Origin of the sequence: Streptococcus infantis (genome assembly GCF_047465185.1) — a bacterium.
Classification (GTDB): Bacteria; Bacillota; Bacilli; order Lactobacillales; family Streptococcaceae; genus Streptococcus; species Streptococcus infantis_O.
The window spans coordinates 122,545-139,573 of sequence record NZ_JASHAJ010000002.1 but is presented as its reverse complement, the minus strand read 5'-3'; the positions used below and the strand labels follow the sequence as shown (position 1 = coordinate 139,573).

The 17,029-nt window shown below is 41.1% G+C and carries 8 protein-coding genes and 2 pseudogenes; all 10 read left to right on the top strand.

All coding sequences use genetic code 11. From position 1 onward, the window contains the following. Positions 1 to 30 precede the first annotated feature (30 nt). The 10 genes and pseudogenes from QM382_RS04150 (at position 31) to murD (ending at position 17,028) form a co-directional block, all read left to right on the top strand. The gene (locus tag QM382_RS04150; protein WP_414272547.1) at positions 31 to 618 is read left to right on the top strand and encodes an SMI1/KNR4 family protein; all 588 of its coding nucleotides are present in this window, start codon (positions 31 to 33) and stop codon (positions 616 to 618) included. Continuing rightward, complete coding sequence (locus QM382_RS04145) at positions 615 to 1,364, top strand: hypothetical protein (RefSeq protein WP_414272546.1); 750 nt, start codon at positions 615 to 617, stop codon at positions 1,362 to 1,364. The genes QM382_RS04150 and QM382_RS04145 overlap by 4 nt, the downstream gene beginning before the upstream one ends. Positions 1,365 to 1,382: 18 nt before the next feature. Further along, positions 1,383 to 2,339 (top strand): hypothetical protein, encoded by a 957-nt coding sequence (locus QM382_RS04140; RefSeq protein ID WP_414272545.1) that lies wholly within the window; start codon positions 1,383 to 1,385, stop codon positions 2,337 to 2,339. Positions 2,340 to 2,527: 188 nt separating this feature from the next. Next, positions 2,528 to 4,276: a glycoside hydrolase family 13 protein gene (locus tag QM382_RS04135; protein ID WP_414272544.1), complete on the top strand. Its 1,749-nt coding sequence runs from the start codon at positions 2,528 to 2,530 to the stop codon at positions 4,274 to 4,276. A gap of 14 nt (positions 4,277 to 4,290) precedes the next feature. Beyond that, on the top strand, positions 4,291 to 4,836 hold the full coding sequence (locus QM382_RS04130) for an SMI1/KNR4 family protein (RefSeq protein ID WP_414272543.1): 546 nt from the start codon (positions 4,291 to 4,293) through the stop codon (positions 4,834 to 4,836). A gap of 265 nt (positions 4,837 to 5,101) precedes the next feature. Continuing rightward, positions 5,102 to 5,249: pseudogene (locus tag QM382_RS04125) on the top strand (YSIRK-type signal peptide-containing protein); the annotation flags it as partial. 251 nt (positions 5,250 to 5,500) lie between these two features. Beyond that, a pseudogene (locus QM382_RS04120) lies at positions 5,501 to 11,974 on the top strand (SIALI-17 repeat-containing surface protein); the annotation flags it as partial. Between the two features lie 198 nt (positions 11,975 to 12,172). Next, positions 12,173 to 12,874: an ABC transporter ATP-binding protein gene (locus QM382_RS04115; RefSeq protein ID WP_414272542.1), complete on the top strand. Its 702-nt coding sequence runs from the start codon at positions 12,173 to 12,175 to the stop codon at positions 12,872 to 12,874. Position 12,875: 1 nt separating this feature from the next. Next, on the top strand, positions 12,876 to 15,581 hold the full coding sequence (locus tag QM382_RS04110; protein WP_414272541.1) for an FtsX-like permease family protein: 2,706 nt from the start codon (positions 12,876 to 12,878) through the stop codon (positions 15,579 to 15,581). Between the two features lie 94 nt (positions 15,582 to 15,675). After that, complete coding sequence (murD, locus tag QM382_RS04105; protein ID WP_414272540.1) at positions 15,676 to 17,028, top strand: UDP-N-acetylmuramoyl-L-alanine--D-glutamate ligase; 1,353 nt, start codon at positions 15,676 to 15,678, stop codon at positions 17,026 to 17,028. Position 17,029: the final 1 nt, after the last annotated feature.

The window sequence follows — 17,029 nt, the reverse complement described above, 5'->3', positions numbered from 1 at the left end:
CAGATAAAATAAAGAAATCATGGTGGGATTATGCAACTAATTGACCAAGTTAAAAAAATAGAAACTTATATTTGTGAGTGTTTTGAAGACTGGGATTTGGATGATCCTGTAGAGGAAGGATATCTGGAAGATTATCAGGATATTTCTGGTGCTTCCGAGGAAGAGCTTCAAGGCTTTGAGGAAAGATTTGGTATTCGTCTACCTAGTGACTTCAAAGAGCTTTATAGCTATAAGAATGGGAGTAAATACCTCTCTATTTTACCTTGTGTGATTGACCAGAGAGATCTGACTTTTTCTCTCATGAGTCTACAGGAAATTGAGACTTGTAAAAAGTACTTTCAAAATAGAGATGCTCTGTTAACCGAATTTCCCGACTATTTTTCTAGTCAAGACCTGGAAAATATGCGTGATAGCAGGATTAAGCCTTATCTTTTTAATAAAAAATGGCTTCCTTTTGCCCAGTATTGTGACTCTTGTTATCTTATGCTGGATTTTGATCCAGACCAGGAGGGTCAGGAAGGGCAGATTATTTGCTACATCCATGACCCTGATGAAATTATCTATGTAGTAGAAAGTCTTACAAAACTGATTGAAGGGATAATGGAAGAAATCATATGAATGGACAAATGTATCAGATAGCCTGTATCGTGGCAGCAGCTAGGAAGGCTTTAAAAAGTGGTAAAGAAATATGTTATAACCCCGAAAAATATACAAATAAGTTGAGCTTTCAAATTTTGCCGTCAGAAAATGGGGAAGCTACAGAACTTTCTGTATCTGATTGGTTTGAAAACCTTAAGAAAAAAGGTCTAAAGGACTTACAATTATTTTGTCCTATTTCAGTTGAAGACAGAGGGATTTTAGGCTTTTCCAATACGACACAGAGTTCAATTCTCTGTTTTTATAAAGATGGGAAGGCAAGTTATTTCCTACCAAATTGGGAATCTGCTTCCGCAGGTAGGGGCTGGGATGTGACCTACACTGAGTATGAATGGGAAAGGTCTTCTCAAGACATTCCCCACTATGAAGATAATATCGAAGAATTTAAGGGCATATTGGCTCGTATAGAAGATCTAGCAATTAAAATTGAATGTGACAACTTTGCCAAAGTCTTTCACTCTGCTAGAAACTTTTTGCTAGACCCAGAATCTGGTAAAGGACTGGCAGAACCTCAAATTCCACCGCAACATCTAAGCATATTTAGAGCTGCAAGTGCAGCGGATGTTTTTGGAGCAATGGGCTCCTGGAATGATGAACCTGGATGGCTGGCACAAGATAAGGGACTTGGTCAACAATACGATGACCTTTCGGATCAGTTGCTAAGAAATATTCGATTAGCCATTCTATTTGCCATCAACGAGTGGTGATGGATTAGGAGAGAGAAAATGAGGAAGCTAAAGTTAAGCCTATTGAACAAATGGGAACTTGACAAGAATTATAGTATTGTCCTAAGCTCAGCCATGCTACATGATGGTCGAGCCGTTGTCTTGACCAGTGAGAAGGAAGCTTTCAATCGCTACTGTCTGCTTGAAGTATCGCCTTTGGGTGTGAAGGAGATAGATGCTTGGAATTGTGACCATGTTTGGGAGGAAGAGCCTCTGCTCTATAAAGATGGACAAAATATTGGCATCATCAAGTCTGGCAAGGAAATAGTCTATTATGCTGGTGATTTTTCTCATCCAGAAATCATTGCCCTAAAGGATCCGCAAGGTATACTTCCTAAAAAGGCACAAGAGAGATATTTTCAAATAGTATCAGATAGCGACCAGATACCCGTGTGTTTTGAAGAGCAAGTTTATACAAATCAGGCAAGAAACTTTGCCTTTTTAGAATTTGATAGAGAGAAAAAGCAGGCGACGTGGACCACTTATTCGCATATTGATAAAAAAGCTTTAAACTACCACGACACGAGCTCAGATGCTTGTCCTAAAATCGATAGTCTGAAATATTGGCAGCAAGAGCTCTATGCCTTTAGCTCTGGAGAAAGTCAAACTTCTGTCAATAAATGGGGCATGGACTATTATGCCCTTGTTAAAATCTCTGGTGATGGTCGTATTATCGAAAAGTTATTAGAATCTGAAGATTTAAAGGCTTCAGGCAAAAAAGCTGGTGTCAATGGAATTTTTACGGATTCGCCTTATCTTATCCTGAGCCCCCTATTTAAAAATGATGACTGGAAGGGCAAGCAAAAGCTATTTTCTCTGGCAACAAGAGAATTGTGCGATATAGCCTTGCCTAGAGGAATGAGTAAACACAAGGTTCAAAATATAACAGACAACTTTTGTTTAACCTTCCTGTACGACAGAGGATTAAAAGAACTTGCTCTTTGTCAGATTGACTAGGCTGTGAGGCTGAGTTTGGGAGCTTTTTATTGATAGGTGCTGAAATTTCTTGATTAGTCTACAGTATCTAGTTTGAGCTGTTTTCTTGTGAAACTTGACCAAGTATTGCAAATCGAATTTTAAAGTAGTATACTGGAAACAACGACTATAAAAACGTTTGCGTTTTTATTAATTTTAGGAGACAAGACATGGAATTAACAGCCATTTATCATAGACCAGAATCAGAGTATGCTTATCTTTACAAAGAAGGTCAGCTACATATCCGAATTAGAACGAAGAAAAATGATGTCCAGAAGGTTATCTTACACTATGGAGATCCCTTTATTTTCATTGAGGATAAGTATGAAGCCAAGAAAGAAATGACCAAAGTAACCTCAGATGCCCTATTTGACTATTGGCAGGTTACGGTATCGGTTGATTTTGCTCGCATTCAGTATCTCTTTGAACTTCTTGATACAGAAGGTCAGGGTGTCTACTATGGCGATAAGGGTTGTGTAGAATATACTCAGGAAAACTTAGATGCTGATGGAAACGGCTTTAAGCTTCCTTATATTCACGAAATTGACGGTTGTCAGGTTCCTAGCTGGGTTTCAAATACCGTTTGGTACCAGATTTTCCCAGAACGCTTTGCGAATGGAAATCCTAATCTAACTCCAGATGGAGCTCGAGAGTGGGATGCTGCCATTGCACCTAATAGGGATGACTTTTTTGGTGGAGATTTACAAGGGATTATTGACCATCTTGACTATCTTAAAGATTTGGGAATCACTGGACTTTACCTATGTCCGATTTTTGAAGCAACAACCAATCACAAGTACGATACGACGGATTATTTTGAAATTGACCGTCACTTTGGGGACAAGGAAGTTTTTCGTAATTTAGTCGAGGAAGCCCACAAACGGGGCATCAAGATTATGCTAGATGCTGTTTTCAATCATATAGGCTACCAGTCTGCCCAATGGCAGGATGTTCTAAAGAACGGCGAAAAATCACCATATAAAGATTGGTTCCATATCCAAGAATTTCCAGTTACTGAGGATAAACTTCAGAATCCAAGAGAACTCCCTTATCATACCTTTGCCTTTGCTAGCTATATGCCTAAGTTGAATACAGCTAATCCGGAGGTTAGGGACTATCTTTTAAGTGTTGCGACCTACTGGATTGAGAATTTTGATATCGATGCTTGGCGCTTGGACGTTGCCAATGAAATTGACCATCAGTTCTGGAGAGATTTCAGAAAGGCAGTTCTCACTAAAAAGTCTGATTTGTATATCTTAGGTGAAATCTGGCATACCTCACAACCTTGGCTACAAGGGGATGAGTTCCATGCAGTCATGAACTACCCACTCTCTGAAAGTATCAAGGATTATTTCTTGCGTCAGCGTAAAAAGACGGAGCAATTTATTTCAGAAATCAATAGCCAGTCTATGTACTATAAGCAACAAATCTCAGAGGTGATGTTTAACCTTCTGGATTCTCACGATACAGAGCGTATCCTTACAACTGCAAAAGGAAATATCCAACATGTCAAGGCTGCCCTAACTTTCCTCTATCTTCAAAAAGGGAATCCTTGTATCTATTACGGAACAGAGCTAGCATTAATAGGTGGACCAGACCCTGATTGCCGTCGTGTCATGCCTTGGGATCGTGTTTCTAAAGACAATGACATGCTGAATTTTATGAAGAAATTAATCAAGATTCGTAAGGAATCGGCAAGTATGATTCAGCATGGAAATTATCGCTTGGAAGAAGTGGAACCAGATGTTCTTGCCTTGAGCTGGAACTACCAAGGAAAAGAAGTTCAGGCAATCTTTAATCAGTCTTCTGAGGATTTTATCTTAGACAGAGATTCAGTTGACTTAGCGAGTCATTGCCAGTTTGAAGATGGTCAGCAAGTCATCTTACCAGATGGATTTGTAGTTACTATTTCTGAGTAAAAAGGATTAAAATAATGGCACTCAAGGAAGTTTATGAGTATTTTCGTCACTATGATAAGGAAACTTATCAGGTTGTCGCCTGCATGGGCAATGAACCATCGGAAGAAGATGTTCAGGATTTTGAAAATCAATACGGCATTCGTCTGCCAGAAGATTTCAGGGAATTCACCATGTCATCTCTGGGAGGTCTCTTTATGGAAGTTAGAGAAGAGCTATGGCCAAGAGCCAAGGCTTACGATGTAGCACCATTTTGGACCTTCTGTCGAGGTATTAAAGTCTTGGGAATTGCAAATGGCATCCCAGATTTCTTAGACATTCGTCTTAAAACCAAGGAATTACACGCTCTGGGTTTTGTGGATTATATTCCATTTCTGTCTATCATCGGGGATGGAGATGTGGTTTTTTGCTTTGATAAGGACAATCATATTGTTGCTCTAGATTGGTATAATAGTGGCGAATCGGAAGAGCTTGAATGTGATTTTTCAGGACTTTTACTCCATCAAATTGCCGAGCTAGAAGAGCGTAAAAATGAGATGGTCAAGATGTTAAAAGAAGGATAATCAGTAATCGAAGGTAAATTCAGAATAGTTTTTCAGTAACAGCTGTTTCTATAAGTGAAACAGCTGTTTTGACGTATTTTTCTAAATGTACATTCAGATTTTTATAGTTTTCTACAAAATATAGAAAAAACAATCAAAAGTATGATTTTTACAGTCATAGTATTGAAGTTTCCTATATTATTTTATAAAATAGAAGTAATAATTACAAAAAAAGTATAGCGCTTTCAACAAAAAATGGAAGCGGTTACTTGACAAGGAGAACCCTATGGGAAAAGATTATTGGAATCGCAAAAGTATCTATAGCATCCGTAAATTTACGGTCGGAACGTGCTCGGTACTTATCGGGACTTGCTCTGTTTTATTTGGAGCAAATCTAGTAGGTGTAAATTCTGTATCTGCGGATGAGACACCAGTCGCTGTTGCTACAGAAAAAGTGGAGAAAGAAACTCCTAAAGAGGAAGCTGTAGATTCAAAAGCTTCTGAACAACCTGTAACAACAGAAACTGTTAACAGTGAAGCAGTAGAAACTAATCATGAAGTAGAGAAAAAAGTGGAAGCCCCAACTACTGAGACTACTCCTGAGAAAAAAGAAACCTCTGATGTAGAAAAGCAAGCTCCAGCTGTGACTCAGGATCAATCTGCTCAAACAGAAAAACCAGAGCTCAAACCTGCAACTAATGATGAGGTAAAACAGTTGATTGAGGATAGAAAAGTAGAATTCAACCAAAACTGGCATTTCAAGCTCAATGCCAATGCTAAAGATGCGGTCAAGCCAGATGCCGATGTTTCTAGTTGGAAGAAATTAGACCTTCCTCATGATTGGAGTATCTACAATGACTTTGACCATGACTCACCTGCCCAAAACGAAGGTGGGCAACTCAATGGTGGTGATGCTTGGTATCGTAAGACCTTTAAACTCGATGAAGAAGACCTCAATAAGAATGTACGTATCACATTTGACGGGGTTTACATGGATTCTCAGGTTTATGTAAATGGACAGCTAGTTGGTCACTATCCAAATGGTTACAACCAATTCTCATATGACATCACTGACTATCTCCATAAAGACGGTCGCGAGAATGTCGTAGCAGTGCATGCCATCAACAAACAACCAAGTAGCCGTTGGTACTCAGGAAGCGGGATTTACCGTGATGTTACCCTTCAAGTCACAGATAAGGTCCATACTGAGAAAAATGGAACAACTATCTTAACTCCAGACCTTGAAAAACAACAAAATGGTAAGGTAGATACTCATGTAACAAGTAAGATCGTCAATACTGATGATAAAGATCATGAAATTCTTGCTGAATACCAAATTATCGAACGTAATGGTCAAGCTGTAACGGACCTAGTTCGTACAGCTAGTCAAGTATTGAAAGCTCATCAATCAGCTAGCTTGAATGCTATTTTACAAGTTGATAAACCAAAACTTTGGACAGTTCATAGCGACAAGCCTGCCCTTTACGAATTGGTGACACGTGTATATCGTGATGGTCAATTGGTAGATGCTAAGAAAGATTTGTTTGGTTACCGTTATTACAACTGGACTCCAAATGAAGGCTTCTCTTTGAATGGTGAACGCATTAAATTCCATGGGGTTTCTCTTCACCATGACCATGGAGCTCTTGGAGCTGAAGAAAACTATAAGGCTGAATACCGTCGTCTGAAACAGATGAAGGATATGGGTGTAAACTCTATCCGTACAACTCACAACCCAGCTAGTGAGCAAACTTTACAGATTGCTGCTGAGCTTGGTTTGTTGGTCCAAGAAGAAGCCTTCGATACTTGGTATGGTGGTAAGAAACAGTATGACTACGGTCGCTTCTTTGATAAAGATGCTACTCACCCAGACGCTAAGAAAGGTGAAAAATGGTCTGATTTTGACCTTCGTACCATGGTTGAACGAGGAAAGAACAACCCTGCTATCGTTATGTGGTCTATCGGTAATGAAATAGGTGAAGCAGACGGGAAACCTCGTTCTCTAGCAACTGTTAAACGCTTGGTTCAAGTGATCAAGGCTGTTGATAAGACACGCTATGTCACTATGGGAGCAGATAAGTTCCGCTTTGGTGATGGTAGTGGTGACCATGAAAAGATTGCCAATGAACTGGATGCAGTTGGTTTTAACTATTCAGAAGACAACTACAAGAAACTTCGTGCGAAACATCCAAATTGGTTGATTTACGGATCTGAAACTTCCTCAGCTACTCGTACACGTGGAAGTTATTTCCGTCCAGAACGTGAATTGGTCCACAGCAATCAGGCTTACCGTAATTACGAGCAATCAGACTACGGTAATGACCGTGTTGGTTGGGGTAAAACAGCAACAGCATCTTGGACTTTTGACCGTGACAATGCTGGTTATGCAGGTCAGTTCATCTGGACAGGTACGGACTATATCGGTGAACCGACTCCATGGCACAACCAAAACCAAACTCCAGTTAAGAGTTCTTACTTTGGTATCGTAGATACGGCCGGAATTCCAAAGAATGACTACTACTTGTACCAAAGCCAATGGGTTTCTGCTGAGAAGAAACCAATGGTTCACCTTCTTCCTCACTGGAACTGGGAAAATCCTACCCTAAAAGAGAATGTAGCGGATGCAGATGGTAAGATTCCTGTTCGTGCCTATTCTAACGCTGCAAGTGTAGAACTATATTTGAATGGTGAAACTCTAGGCAAGAAGACATTTACTAAAAAACAAACAAGTGATGGACGCACTTACCAAGAAGGTGCCAAACCGAATGAACTTTACCTTGAATGGAAAGTTGCTTTTGAAGCAGGTACTTTGGAAGCAGTAGCTCGTGACGAAGCTGGTAATATCATTGCTCGTGATAAGATTGTGACTGCTGGAGAACCTGCAGGGGTTCGTTTGGTCAAAGAAGAAAATGCTATCGCAGCTGACGGAAAAGACCTCACTTATATCTATTACGAAATTGTTGACAGTAAAGGTAACGTAGTTCCTACAGCCAATAATCTTGTTCGCTTCCAGTTGCATGGACAAGGTCAGATTGTCGGTGTGGATAACGGGGAACAAGCCAGCCGTGAACGTTACAAAGAACAAGCAGATGGTTCATGGATTCGCAAAGCCTTTAATGGTAAGGGTGTTGTGATTGTCAAATCAACTGAGCAAGCAGGTAAATTCACCTTGACTGCTCACTCTGATTTCTTGAAATCTGGTCAAACAACTATCTTCACAGGTAAGAAAGACCAAGCTGAAAAAACTATTTTAGGTACAGAGGTGCCTAAAGTTCGTACAGTAATCGGTCAAGCAGCGAAAATGCCTTCAAAAGTAGGATTTATCTACAGTGATGGTAGCCGTGCAAAACTTCCAGTAGAATGGTCTGCAGTTGATGTCAACCAACCTGGTATTTTTACTGTTAAAGGTGTGGCAGAAGGAAGAGATGTAGAAGCGCGTGTTGAAGTCTTGGCACTCGAAGCAGAATTACCTGTAGTTAAGAGAATTGCACCAACTACAGATCTAAGTAAGGTTGATCCATCTGTAACCTATGTATTGTCAGATGGTACTCTAGGAAGCTATGACGTTGATAGGTGGGAAGTTGTAGCTGAAGACCAAGCTAAATTAACTATCCCAGGCTCTCGTATCCAAGCTAAAGGAATTTCAGGTGATGATGAAATCGCTGCTACATTCGTAGTCGCAGAAGGTCAAGCGGCTTCACCAGTAGTACCGACTGTAACTGTTGCAGACCAGCCTGTAGAAGGGCTCTCAACTGACAAACCGGTTCTATACCATAAACTTGCTTATGGAGCTACTTTGCCTGAAGTCAAAGCTTTAGCTGAAAATGCGCAAGTTACTGTTATTCAAGCTAACGAAGCAAATGGTATGCGTGCTAGTATTTATGTTCAACCAAATGATGGTGGAGCACTTCAGACTTATGCTATCCAATTCTTACAAGAAGCTCCTCAGATTGAGCGTTTAAGCCTAGAAGTTGAAAATGCAGACGCACTGAAAGAAGACCAAACAGTTGGTATCAAAGTCTTGGCTCATTATCAAGATGGAACTCAGGCCGTATTAAAAGCTGACAAGGTAACCTTCTCAACATCAGGTGAAGGAGACGTAGCTGTTCGTAAAGGTATGCTTGAATTGCATAAACCTGGTCAAGTAACTTTAAAAGCTCAATTTGAAGGAGCAGAAGGTCAGATTGACTTGAACATTCAGGCAAATACTGAAAATAAAGTTGTCCAGGCCATTCGTCCAGTAAGTGTCGTGACAGGTTTGAACCAAGAACCAAGTCTACCTGGTACAGTAACGGTAGAGTACGATAAAGGATTTCCAAAAGTTCACAAGGTGACTTGGCAAGCAGTTGCTAAGGAAGACCTTGCTAAATACCATAGCTTTGATGTTCTAGGTAAAGTAGAAGGAATTGAAAACGAAGCTCATGCTAAAGTTTCTGTAGAAGGTATCATTGCAGTCGAAGAAGTGACTACAACAACTCCAGTTTCAGAAGCTCCTCAATTACCAGAAAGTGTTCGTACTTACCACTCAAACGGCCAAGTATCTTCAGCTAAAGTGACTTGGGATGCTATTGACCCAAGCCAATATGCAACTGAAGGTAGCTTTACCGTTACAGGACATGTGGAAGGGACTCAGTTACCAACGAAACTTCATGTCCGTGTTTCTGCTCAGACAGAAACTGGTGCAAACATTTCTGACCAGTGGACAGGTTCAGAGTTACCACTTGCCTTTGCATCAGACTCAAATCCAAGTGACTCGGTAGCAAATGTTAATGATAAACTAATCTCATACAACAACCAACCAGCTAACCGTTGGACAAACTGGAACCGTACAAGTGAAGCGTCAGTGGGAATCCTCTTTGGTGATTCTGGTATCCTGTCTAAACGTTCGGTTGACAATCTCAATGTTGCCTTCCACGAAGACCACGGTGTTGGTGCACCTAAGTCTTATGTCATCGAATACTATGTAGGAACAGATGTTCCAACAGTTCCTAAGAACCCAAGCTTTGTAGCTAGTGAAGACCACGTCTTTAACGATGACAATAACTGGAAACAAGTGACAAATCTTAAAGCTCCAGATCAAGTAAGAGCGGGAGAAATGACCCACTTTAGCTTTGATAAAGTCAATACCTATGCGGTTCGTATCCGTATGGTTAGACCAGATGGTAAATGGGGTACTTCCATTACAGAAATTCAAATCTTCTCTAAACAAGTAGTTGCAGCTAAGAAAGCTCAAGCTCAAATCCAAGTAGATGGAAAAGATTTGCCAAACTTTAACCCTGGCTTGACTGACTATTATCTAGAAACTAAAGAAGACCAAGCAGCAACTGTAACAGCAAGTGTATCAGATAATGGTATTGCTACAGTGATTCCAAGCGTGCGTGAAGGGGATCCAGTTCGTGTTGTCGTTAAGGCTGAAAACGGAGATATTCTAGGTGAATACCGTCTCCACTTTACAAATGATAAAGACTTGCTAGCAAGTAAACCTGTTGTTGCTGTGAAATCATCACGCTTGGTTGCTAAGGGCCATACTCTTGAGTTACCTGCGAAAGTCGCTGTTTACTTCACAGGTAAAGATGGCTATGAAGTCAAAGACTTGGCAGTTGAATGGGATGAAGTTCCAGCTGAAAATCTAGCGAATGCAGGTGAATTTACAGTTCGTGGTCGCGTTTTAGGTACTGATTTGAATGCCGAAGTAGCAGTACGTGTGACTGATAAACTCGGTGAAAACCTATCAGACAACCCAGACTTCGACGACGATAGCAACCGTTCATTTGCCTCAGCAACTAACGATATTGATCCAAACTCTCATGACCGTGTGGACTATGTTAACGATGGTTCTGATGATGAAACCCGTCGTTGGACCAACTGGTCTCCAACTCCATCTGATAATCCAGAGGTTTCAGTAGGGGTTATCTTTAGAGAAGCTGGCAAGATTGTTGAACGTACAGTCGCTGAAGGAAGCATTCGATTCTTCTCAGATGGTGGTACAGATGCACCTTCTAAACTAGTCTTAGAGCGCTATGTGGGACCAGAATTTGACTCGCCAGAATATTACTCTAACTACCAACCATACGATCCAGAACATCCATTCAACACTCCTTCTAACTGGGAGAAAGTTGAATACCGTGCTGATCAAGAGATTCAAGCAGGTACTGATATCCATGTAACCTTTGCTCCAGTTAAAGCTAAGGCTATGAGATGGCGCATGGATAGAAAAGCTGATACCAAGGGTGTAGCTATTACAGAAATGACCTTCATTGCTCCAAGTGAAGAACCTAAGGATAGTACAGCTGCAAAACTTCTTGTGGATGGTAAAGAGATTGCTGACTTCTCTGAAGATCGTGTAGATTACCAAGTAACCTATAGTGGAAATCGTCCTCAAGTAACAGTTGAAGCTGGCGAAAACGTAGCAGCAACTATTGTTGATAGTGGAGATGATAAACTTCCAGTCTTGATTCATCTTGTTTCAGAAAGTGGTAAACATATTAAGGAATATCGCATTCAATTGACTAAGGCAGATGCTGAAAGCGCTAAGACAGAACCAGCTGTACACGAAGTACCAGAATACACTGGAGGCGTGAATGGAGAAGAACCGGCTATACATGAAGTTCCAGAGTTCACAGGCGGTGTGAATGGGGAAGAACCAGCAGTTCACGAAATTCCAGAATACACTGGAGGCGTGAATGGAGTTGAAGCAGCGGTGAACGAAGTACCAGAATACACTGGAGGCGTGAATGGAGTTGAAGCAGCAGTTCATGAAGTACCAGAACATACTTTAGGAGCGAATGTAGTCGAACCAGCAGTTCACGAAGTTCCAGAATACACTGGTGGTGTGAATGCAGTCGAAGCAGCGGTTAACGATGTGCCAGAGTACAAAGGTGGTGCCAATGCAGTCTTTGCAGCAGTTCACGAAGTTCCAGAATATACTGGTGGCGTGAACGCAGCCGAAGCAGCTGTCAATGAAGTACCAGAGTACAAAGATGAGCAGTCGATTGTAGCCCTCGCTATGTCACAAGATAAGACTTATCAGGCGCCTGCAAGCCGTCAACATATTCTCCCTGAAACAGGTACTAAGGAAAATGCAACCCTTGCAACAGCAGGTGTTGTGGGAGCACTACTTGGTCTCTTTGCAATGGGAAAGAAGAAAGACGAAGAATAAAATAATCTGACAGTATTTAGATTATAGAGATTGGACAAGAAAACAATCTCAACTATAAAAAGTGGACAAACTAGTTTCAAGAAACAGAACTAGATCTTGTCCGCTTTTTTATGTTTTATATTTAGGGCTTAACTTTCTTTCTATTATTAAAAGAGTTATAATAAGGGTGAAATAAGGGGTAGGAAAGGAGGAAATAAGATGTCCTATATTGAAATGAAACATAGCTATAAGAGGTATCATACTGGAGAAACAGAAATCGTAGCCAATCGTGATGTCAACTTCGAGATTGAAAAGGGAGAACTGGTCATTATCCTTGGTTCATCTGGAGCAGGGAAGTCAACAGTCTTAAATATTCTTGGTGGTATGGATACAAACGATGAAGGACAAGTCTGGATAGACGGAACCAATATCTCGAATTTTACTTCCCATCAGAGAACCAACTATCGTAGGGATGATGTTGGTTTCGTCTTTCAATTTTATAACTTGGTTTCTAACTTAACTGCCAAAGAAAATGTCGAGTTGGCATCAGAAATTGTCTTAGATGCCTTAGATCCTGAGCAAGTTCTAAAGGACGTAGGTCTAGGCCATCGTCTCAATAATTTTCCAGCTCAGCTATCAGGTGGTGAACAACAACGGGTAGCAATAGCTCGAGCTGTGGCTAAAAATCCCAAAATTCTCCTCTGTGATGAGCCAACGGGAGCTTTGGACTACCAGACTGGTAAGCAGGTTTTAAAGATTCTTCAAGAAATGTCATGTAAGAAGGGCGCTACCGTTGTCATCGTGACCCACAATGCTTCCCTAGCTCCTATAGCTGATCGGGTGATTCAGATGCATGATGCCAGTGTCAAGAGCGTTGTTATCAATCCTCAACCACAGGATATTGATGATTTGGAGTACTGATATGAAAAGGAAGATATATTGGAAAGACCTGCTCCAGTCTTTCACAGGTTCAAAAGGGCGATTTCTATCCATTCTAACTTTGATGATGTTAGGTTCTTTGGCCCTAGTCGGTCTCAAAGTGGCCAGTCCCAATATGGAGCGAACAGCTTGGACTTTTCTGAAAAATACCAATGCGGCAGATGTGACCGTCATAGGAGATTATGGACTTGATCAAGCAGACCAGGCAGAATTGCAAACTCTATCAGGAGCAGATGTCGAGTTTGGTTATATGACAGATTTGACTCTGGCAAATAGTGAAGATGCCATACGAATCTTTTCAAATACTGATAAGATTTCAAAATTTCAAGTAACGGAAGGGCGCTTGCCTGAGCAAGAGGATGAATTGGCCTTGGCGGACTTTTTGAAAGATCGCTATCAGATTGGTCAAGTTATTCATCTGAGCCAGAAAAAGGGCAGTAATTCTCAATTAAAGCGGGATAGTTATACCATTACAGGCTTTGTCCACTCTCCAGATATTTTTTCAAAATCAGATATGGGGAGTTCAGCCAGTGGTAATGGGAACTTAGTAGCATATGGTGTTGTAACTGAAGAAAATTTTAAGAGCTCTGTTTACACGATTGCCCGCCTGCGTTTTGCTAGCCTAACAGATGTTAATCCTTTCTCTAGTGATTACGAAAAGAAGCTAGAGGAAGAAGAGGAGACTTTAAAGGAACTAGTTGCTGATAATGGACAAGCGCGGCTAGAGAAAATGAAGAAGGATGCCCAAGAGTCCCTTGATGAGGGCAAGAAACAACTAGACGAGGCAGAGAGCAACTTGACAGCTGGCAAGAAACGCCTGCAAGAAATCGAAACGCGTTTACAAGCTCAAGAAAATCAAGTGAGCCAACTTCCAGAACCGCAAAAGAGCCAAGTTTCGAGCCAGATAGAAGAAGCTAAAGAACAATTGAAACAAGAAAAGGAAAAACTAAGTCATGCTGAGTCAGATTTTGCTAGTGAGAAGGCTAAATGGCAGACCAGTCAGGATGAAGTCAATGCTCTGACAGAGCCAACCTATCATGTTTACAATCGAAAAAGCTCTCCTACTGGTCAAGGTTATCTCATGTATAGTAACTCAGCCATGAGTATTCGTGCCGTAGGGAATATTTTTCCAGTTGTTCTCTATGCCGTCGCAGCCATGGTTACCTTTACCACCATGACACGATTTGTAGACGAGGAAAGGACCAATGCTGGTATCTTTAAGGCTTTAGGCTACCATAGCAAGGATATCATTGCTAAGTTTGTAATTTATGGTCTGGTTGCTGGTACTCTTGGCACCCTTCTAGGAATTCTGATTGGTCATTATGTCTTAGCACCCACAATCTCGCATATCATCACTGAACGAATGATCGTTGGTGAGAGTCAGCAGCATTTCTACTGGACCTATAGTTGTTTAGCTCTGGGACTAAGTTTAATAGCTAGCGTTTTACCTGCCTACCTTGTATCTCGCAGAGAATTGCATGAAGAAGCAGCACAATTATTACTACCCAAGCCACCAGTCAAGGGCTCAAAGATTCTCTTGGAGCGGATAACCTTTATCTGGTCTCATTTGAGCTTTACCCAAAAGGTAACTGCCCGCAATATTTTCCGTTACAAACAACGCATGCTGATGACCATTTTTGGGGTTGCAGGTTCAGTAGCCCTCCTCTTTGCAGGACTTGGTATTCAATCCTCTGTGGTAGGCGTTGCTGACAGGCAGTTTAAGGATCTGCAACAATATCAGATGATTCTCTCTGTCAATTCTCGAGCTTCAGATTCTGATAAGGCCAAACTAGAAGAAAAATTGCAGAGTGATGAAGTTGAAAACTATCGTTTAATTTCTTTCAAACAGGTTGAGGAAAAGTATGCAGGCAAGGCTGGAGTTCAGACAGTGACCATCATGGTAACGGATAAGGATGACCTGGAACCTTTTGTCCATTTAGAAAAAAATGGAGAAAAACTGAGCTTATCAGGTGGAGTCATCCTAACAGATAAATTAGCTCAGTTGGCTGGAGTTTCTGTTGGTGACAACTTTACAATAGATGGGAAAACCTTTAAAGTAGGTGCTATTACTGAGCACTATGTAGGTCACTTTGTTTATATGAATCAGGCGACCTATGAGGAGATATATGGTCAAGCTCCCAAGATGAACACCTATCTGGTCCAACTTAAGGATAAAAGTGAAGGGAATACTGAAAGAGTCGCGGGAGAATTTATGGACCAGGTAGCTGTCAGTGGCCTCGTTCAAAACGCCTCCACCATTCAGCTCTTTGAAAGTTTTGCTAATTCTCTGAATCATACCATGGCGATTTTGGTGCTGGTATCGGTACTACTAGCTATTGTGATTCTCTATAATTTGACCAATATCAATGTTGCTGAACGGATTCGGGAACTCTCAACCATCAAGGTTCTTGGTTTTCATAACAAAGAAGTGACCCTTTACATCTATCGGGAAACTATCATATTGTCACTAATTGGAATGATTGTAGGATTGGTATCAGGTTTTTATCTCCATCAATTTCTCATTCAGATGATCGCACCCGGTACCTTCCGCTTTCAACCAAAGGTCGGCTGGGAAGTTTATCTCATTCCAGTTCTAGCTGTCAGTGTCATTTTGACCATCCTAGGAGTTTTTGTCAATCATTATCTCCGAAAGGTGGATATGTTAGAAGCCCTCAAGTCGGTAGAATAGTTTTTTATACAAAAAACAAATAAGAAAGCCCTTTGTGGCTTTTTTATTTTCATAAAAATGGTAAAATAGTAAGAGTAGAAATGGAGTTCTAGATATGAAACGAATTGATCAATTTGAAAATAAGAAAGTATTAGTCCTAGGTTTAGCTAAATCAGGTGAGTCTGCAGCTCGTCTCTTGGACAAGCTAGGAGCCATCGTAACGGTGAATGATGGTAAGCCCTTTGAGGAAAATCCAGCTGCGCAAAGTCTCTTGGAAGAGGGCATCAAGGTTGTAACTGGTGGTCATCCCTTGGAATTGTTGGACGAAGATTTTGCCTTGATGGTAAAAAATCCAGGAATTCCTTATAGCAATCCTATGATTGAAAAAGCTCTAGAAAAAGGCATTCCAGTTTTGACTGAGGTTGAGTTGGCCTATTTAATTTCTGATGCACCAATCGTCGGTATTACTGGTTCAAATGGTAAGACAACGACCACAACCATGATTGGGGAAGTCCTGACTGCTGCAGGACAAAATGGACTCTTATCAGGTAACATCGGTTATCCTGCTAGTCAGGTTGCTCAAACAGCGACAGATAAGGACACCCTTGTCATGGAACTTTCTTCTTTCCAATTAATGGGAATCCAGGAATTCCATCCTGAAATTGCTGTTATCACAAACCTGATGCCAACACATATTGACTATCACGGTTCTTTTGAAGCCTATGTGGCAGCCAAGTGGAATATCCAAAGCAATATGACAGTAGCTGATTACCTAGTATTGAACTTCAACCAGGAATTAGCCAAAGAACTTGCGGCAAAGACAAATGCGACTGTAGTACCATTCTCAACACTTGAAAAGGTTGACGGAGCCTATCTTGAAGATGGTCTTCTCTACTTCCGTGGTGAAAAAGTCATGGCAGCTGATGAAATCGGTGTTCCAGGTAGCCACAATGTGGAAAATGCTCTTGCAACCATTGCCGTTGCTAAACTTCGTGGTGTGGACAATGAAATCATCAAGGAAACCTTGTCAGCCTTTGGTGGAGTTAAACACCGTCTCCAGTTTGTAGACCAAATCAATGGCGTTAAATTTTATAACGATAGTAAGTCAACCAATATCTTAGCAACTCAAAAAGCCTTGTCAGGATTTGATAATAGCAAGGTTATCTTGATTGCTGGTGGGTTGGACCGTGGCAATGAGTTTGACGAATTGGTTCCTGATATTACTGGACTTAAGAAAATGGTCATACTCGGTCAATCTGCAGAACGTGTCAAACGTGCAGCGGATAAAGCTGGTGTGGCTTATATCGACGCGGCTGATATTGCAGATGCAACTCGCAAGGCTTCTGAACTTGCGGAAGAGGGAGATGTTGTTCTCCTCAGTCCTGCCAATGCGAGCTGGGATATGTATGCTAACTTTGAAGTACGTGGAGATCTTTTCATCGACACTGTAGCGGAGTTAAAGGGATAAT

What these genes read in the sequence shown, in the direction of transcription:
- QM382_RS04150 (WP_414272547.1), top strand. Translation starts at nt 31, where the DNA reads ATGCAACTAATTGACCAAGTTAAAAAAATAGAAACTTATATTTGTGAG.
- QM382_RS04145 (WP_414272546.1), top strand. Translation starts at nt 615, where the DNA reads ATGAATGGACAAATGTATCAGATAGCCTGTATCGTGGCAGCAGCTAGG.
- QM382_RS04140 (WP_414272545.1), top strand. Translation starts at nt 1,383, where the DNA reads ATGAGGAAGCTAAAGTTAAGCCTATTGAACAAATGGGAACTTGACAAG.
- QM382_RS04135 (WP_414272544.1), top strand. Translation starts at nt 2,528, where the DNA reads ATGGAATTAACAGCCATTTATCATAGACCAGAATCAGAGTATGCTTAT.
- QM382_RS04130 (WP_414272543.1), top strand. Translation starts at nt 4,291, where the DNA reads ATGGCACTCAAGGAAGTTTATGAGTATTTTCGTCACTATGATAAGGAA.
- QM382_RS04115 (WP_414272542.1), top strand. Translation starts at nt 12,173, where the DNA reads ATGTCCTATATTGAAATGAAACATAGCTATAAGAGGTATCATACTGGA.
- QM382_RS04110 (WP_414272541.1), top strand. Translation starts at nt 12,876, where the DNA reads ATGAAAAGGAAGATATATTGGAAAGACCTGCTCCAGTCTTTCACAGGT.
- murD (WP_414272540.1), top strand. Translation starts at nt 15,676, where the DNA reads ATGAAACGAATTGATCAATTTGAAAATAAGAAAGTATTAGTCCTAGGT.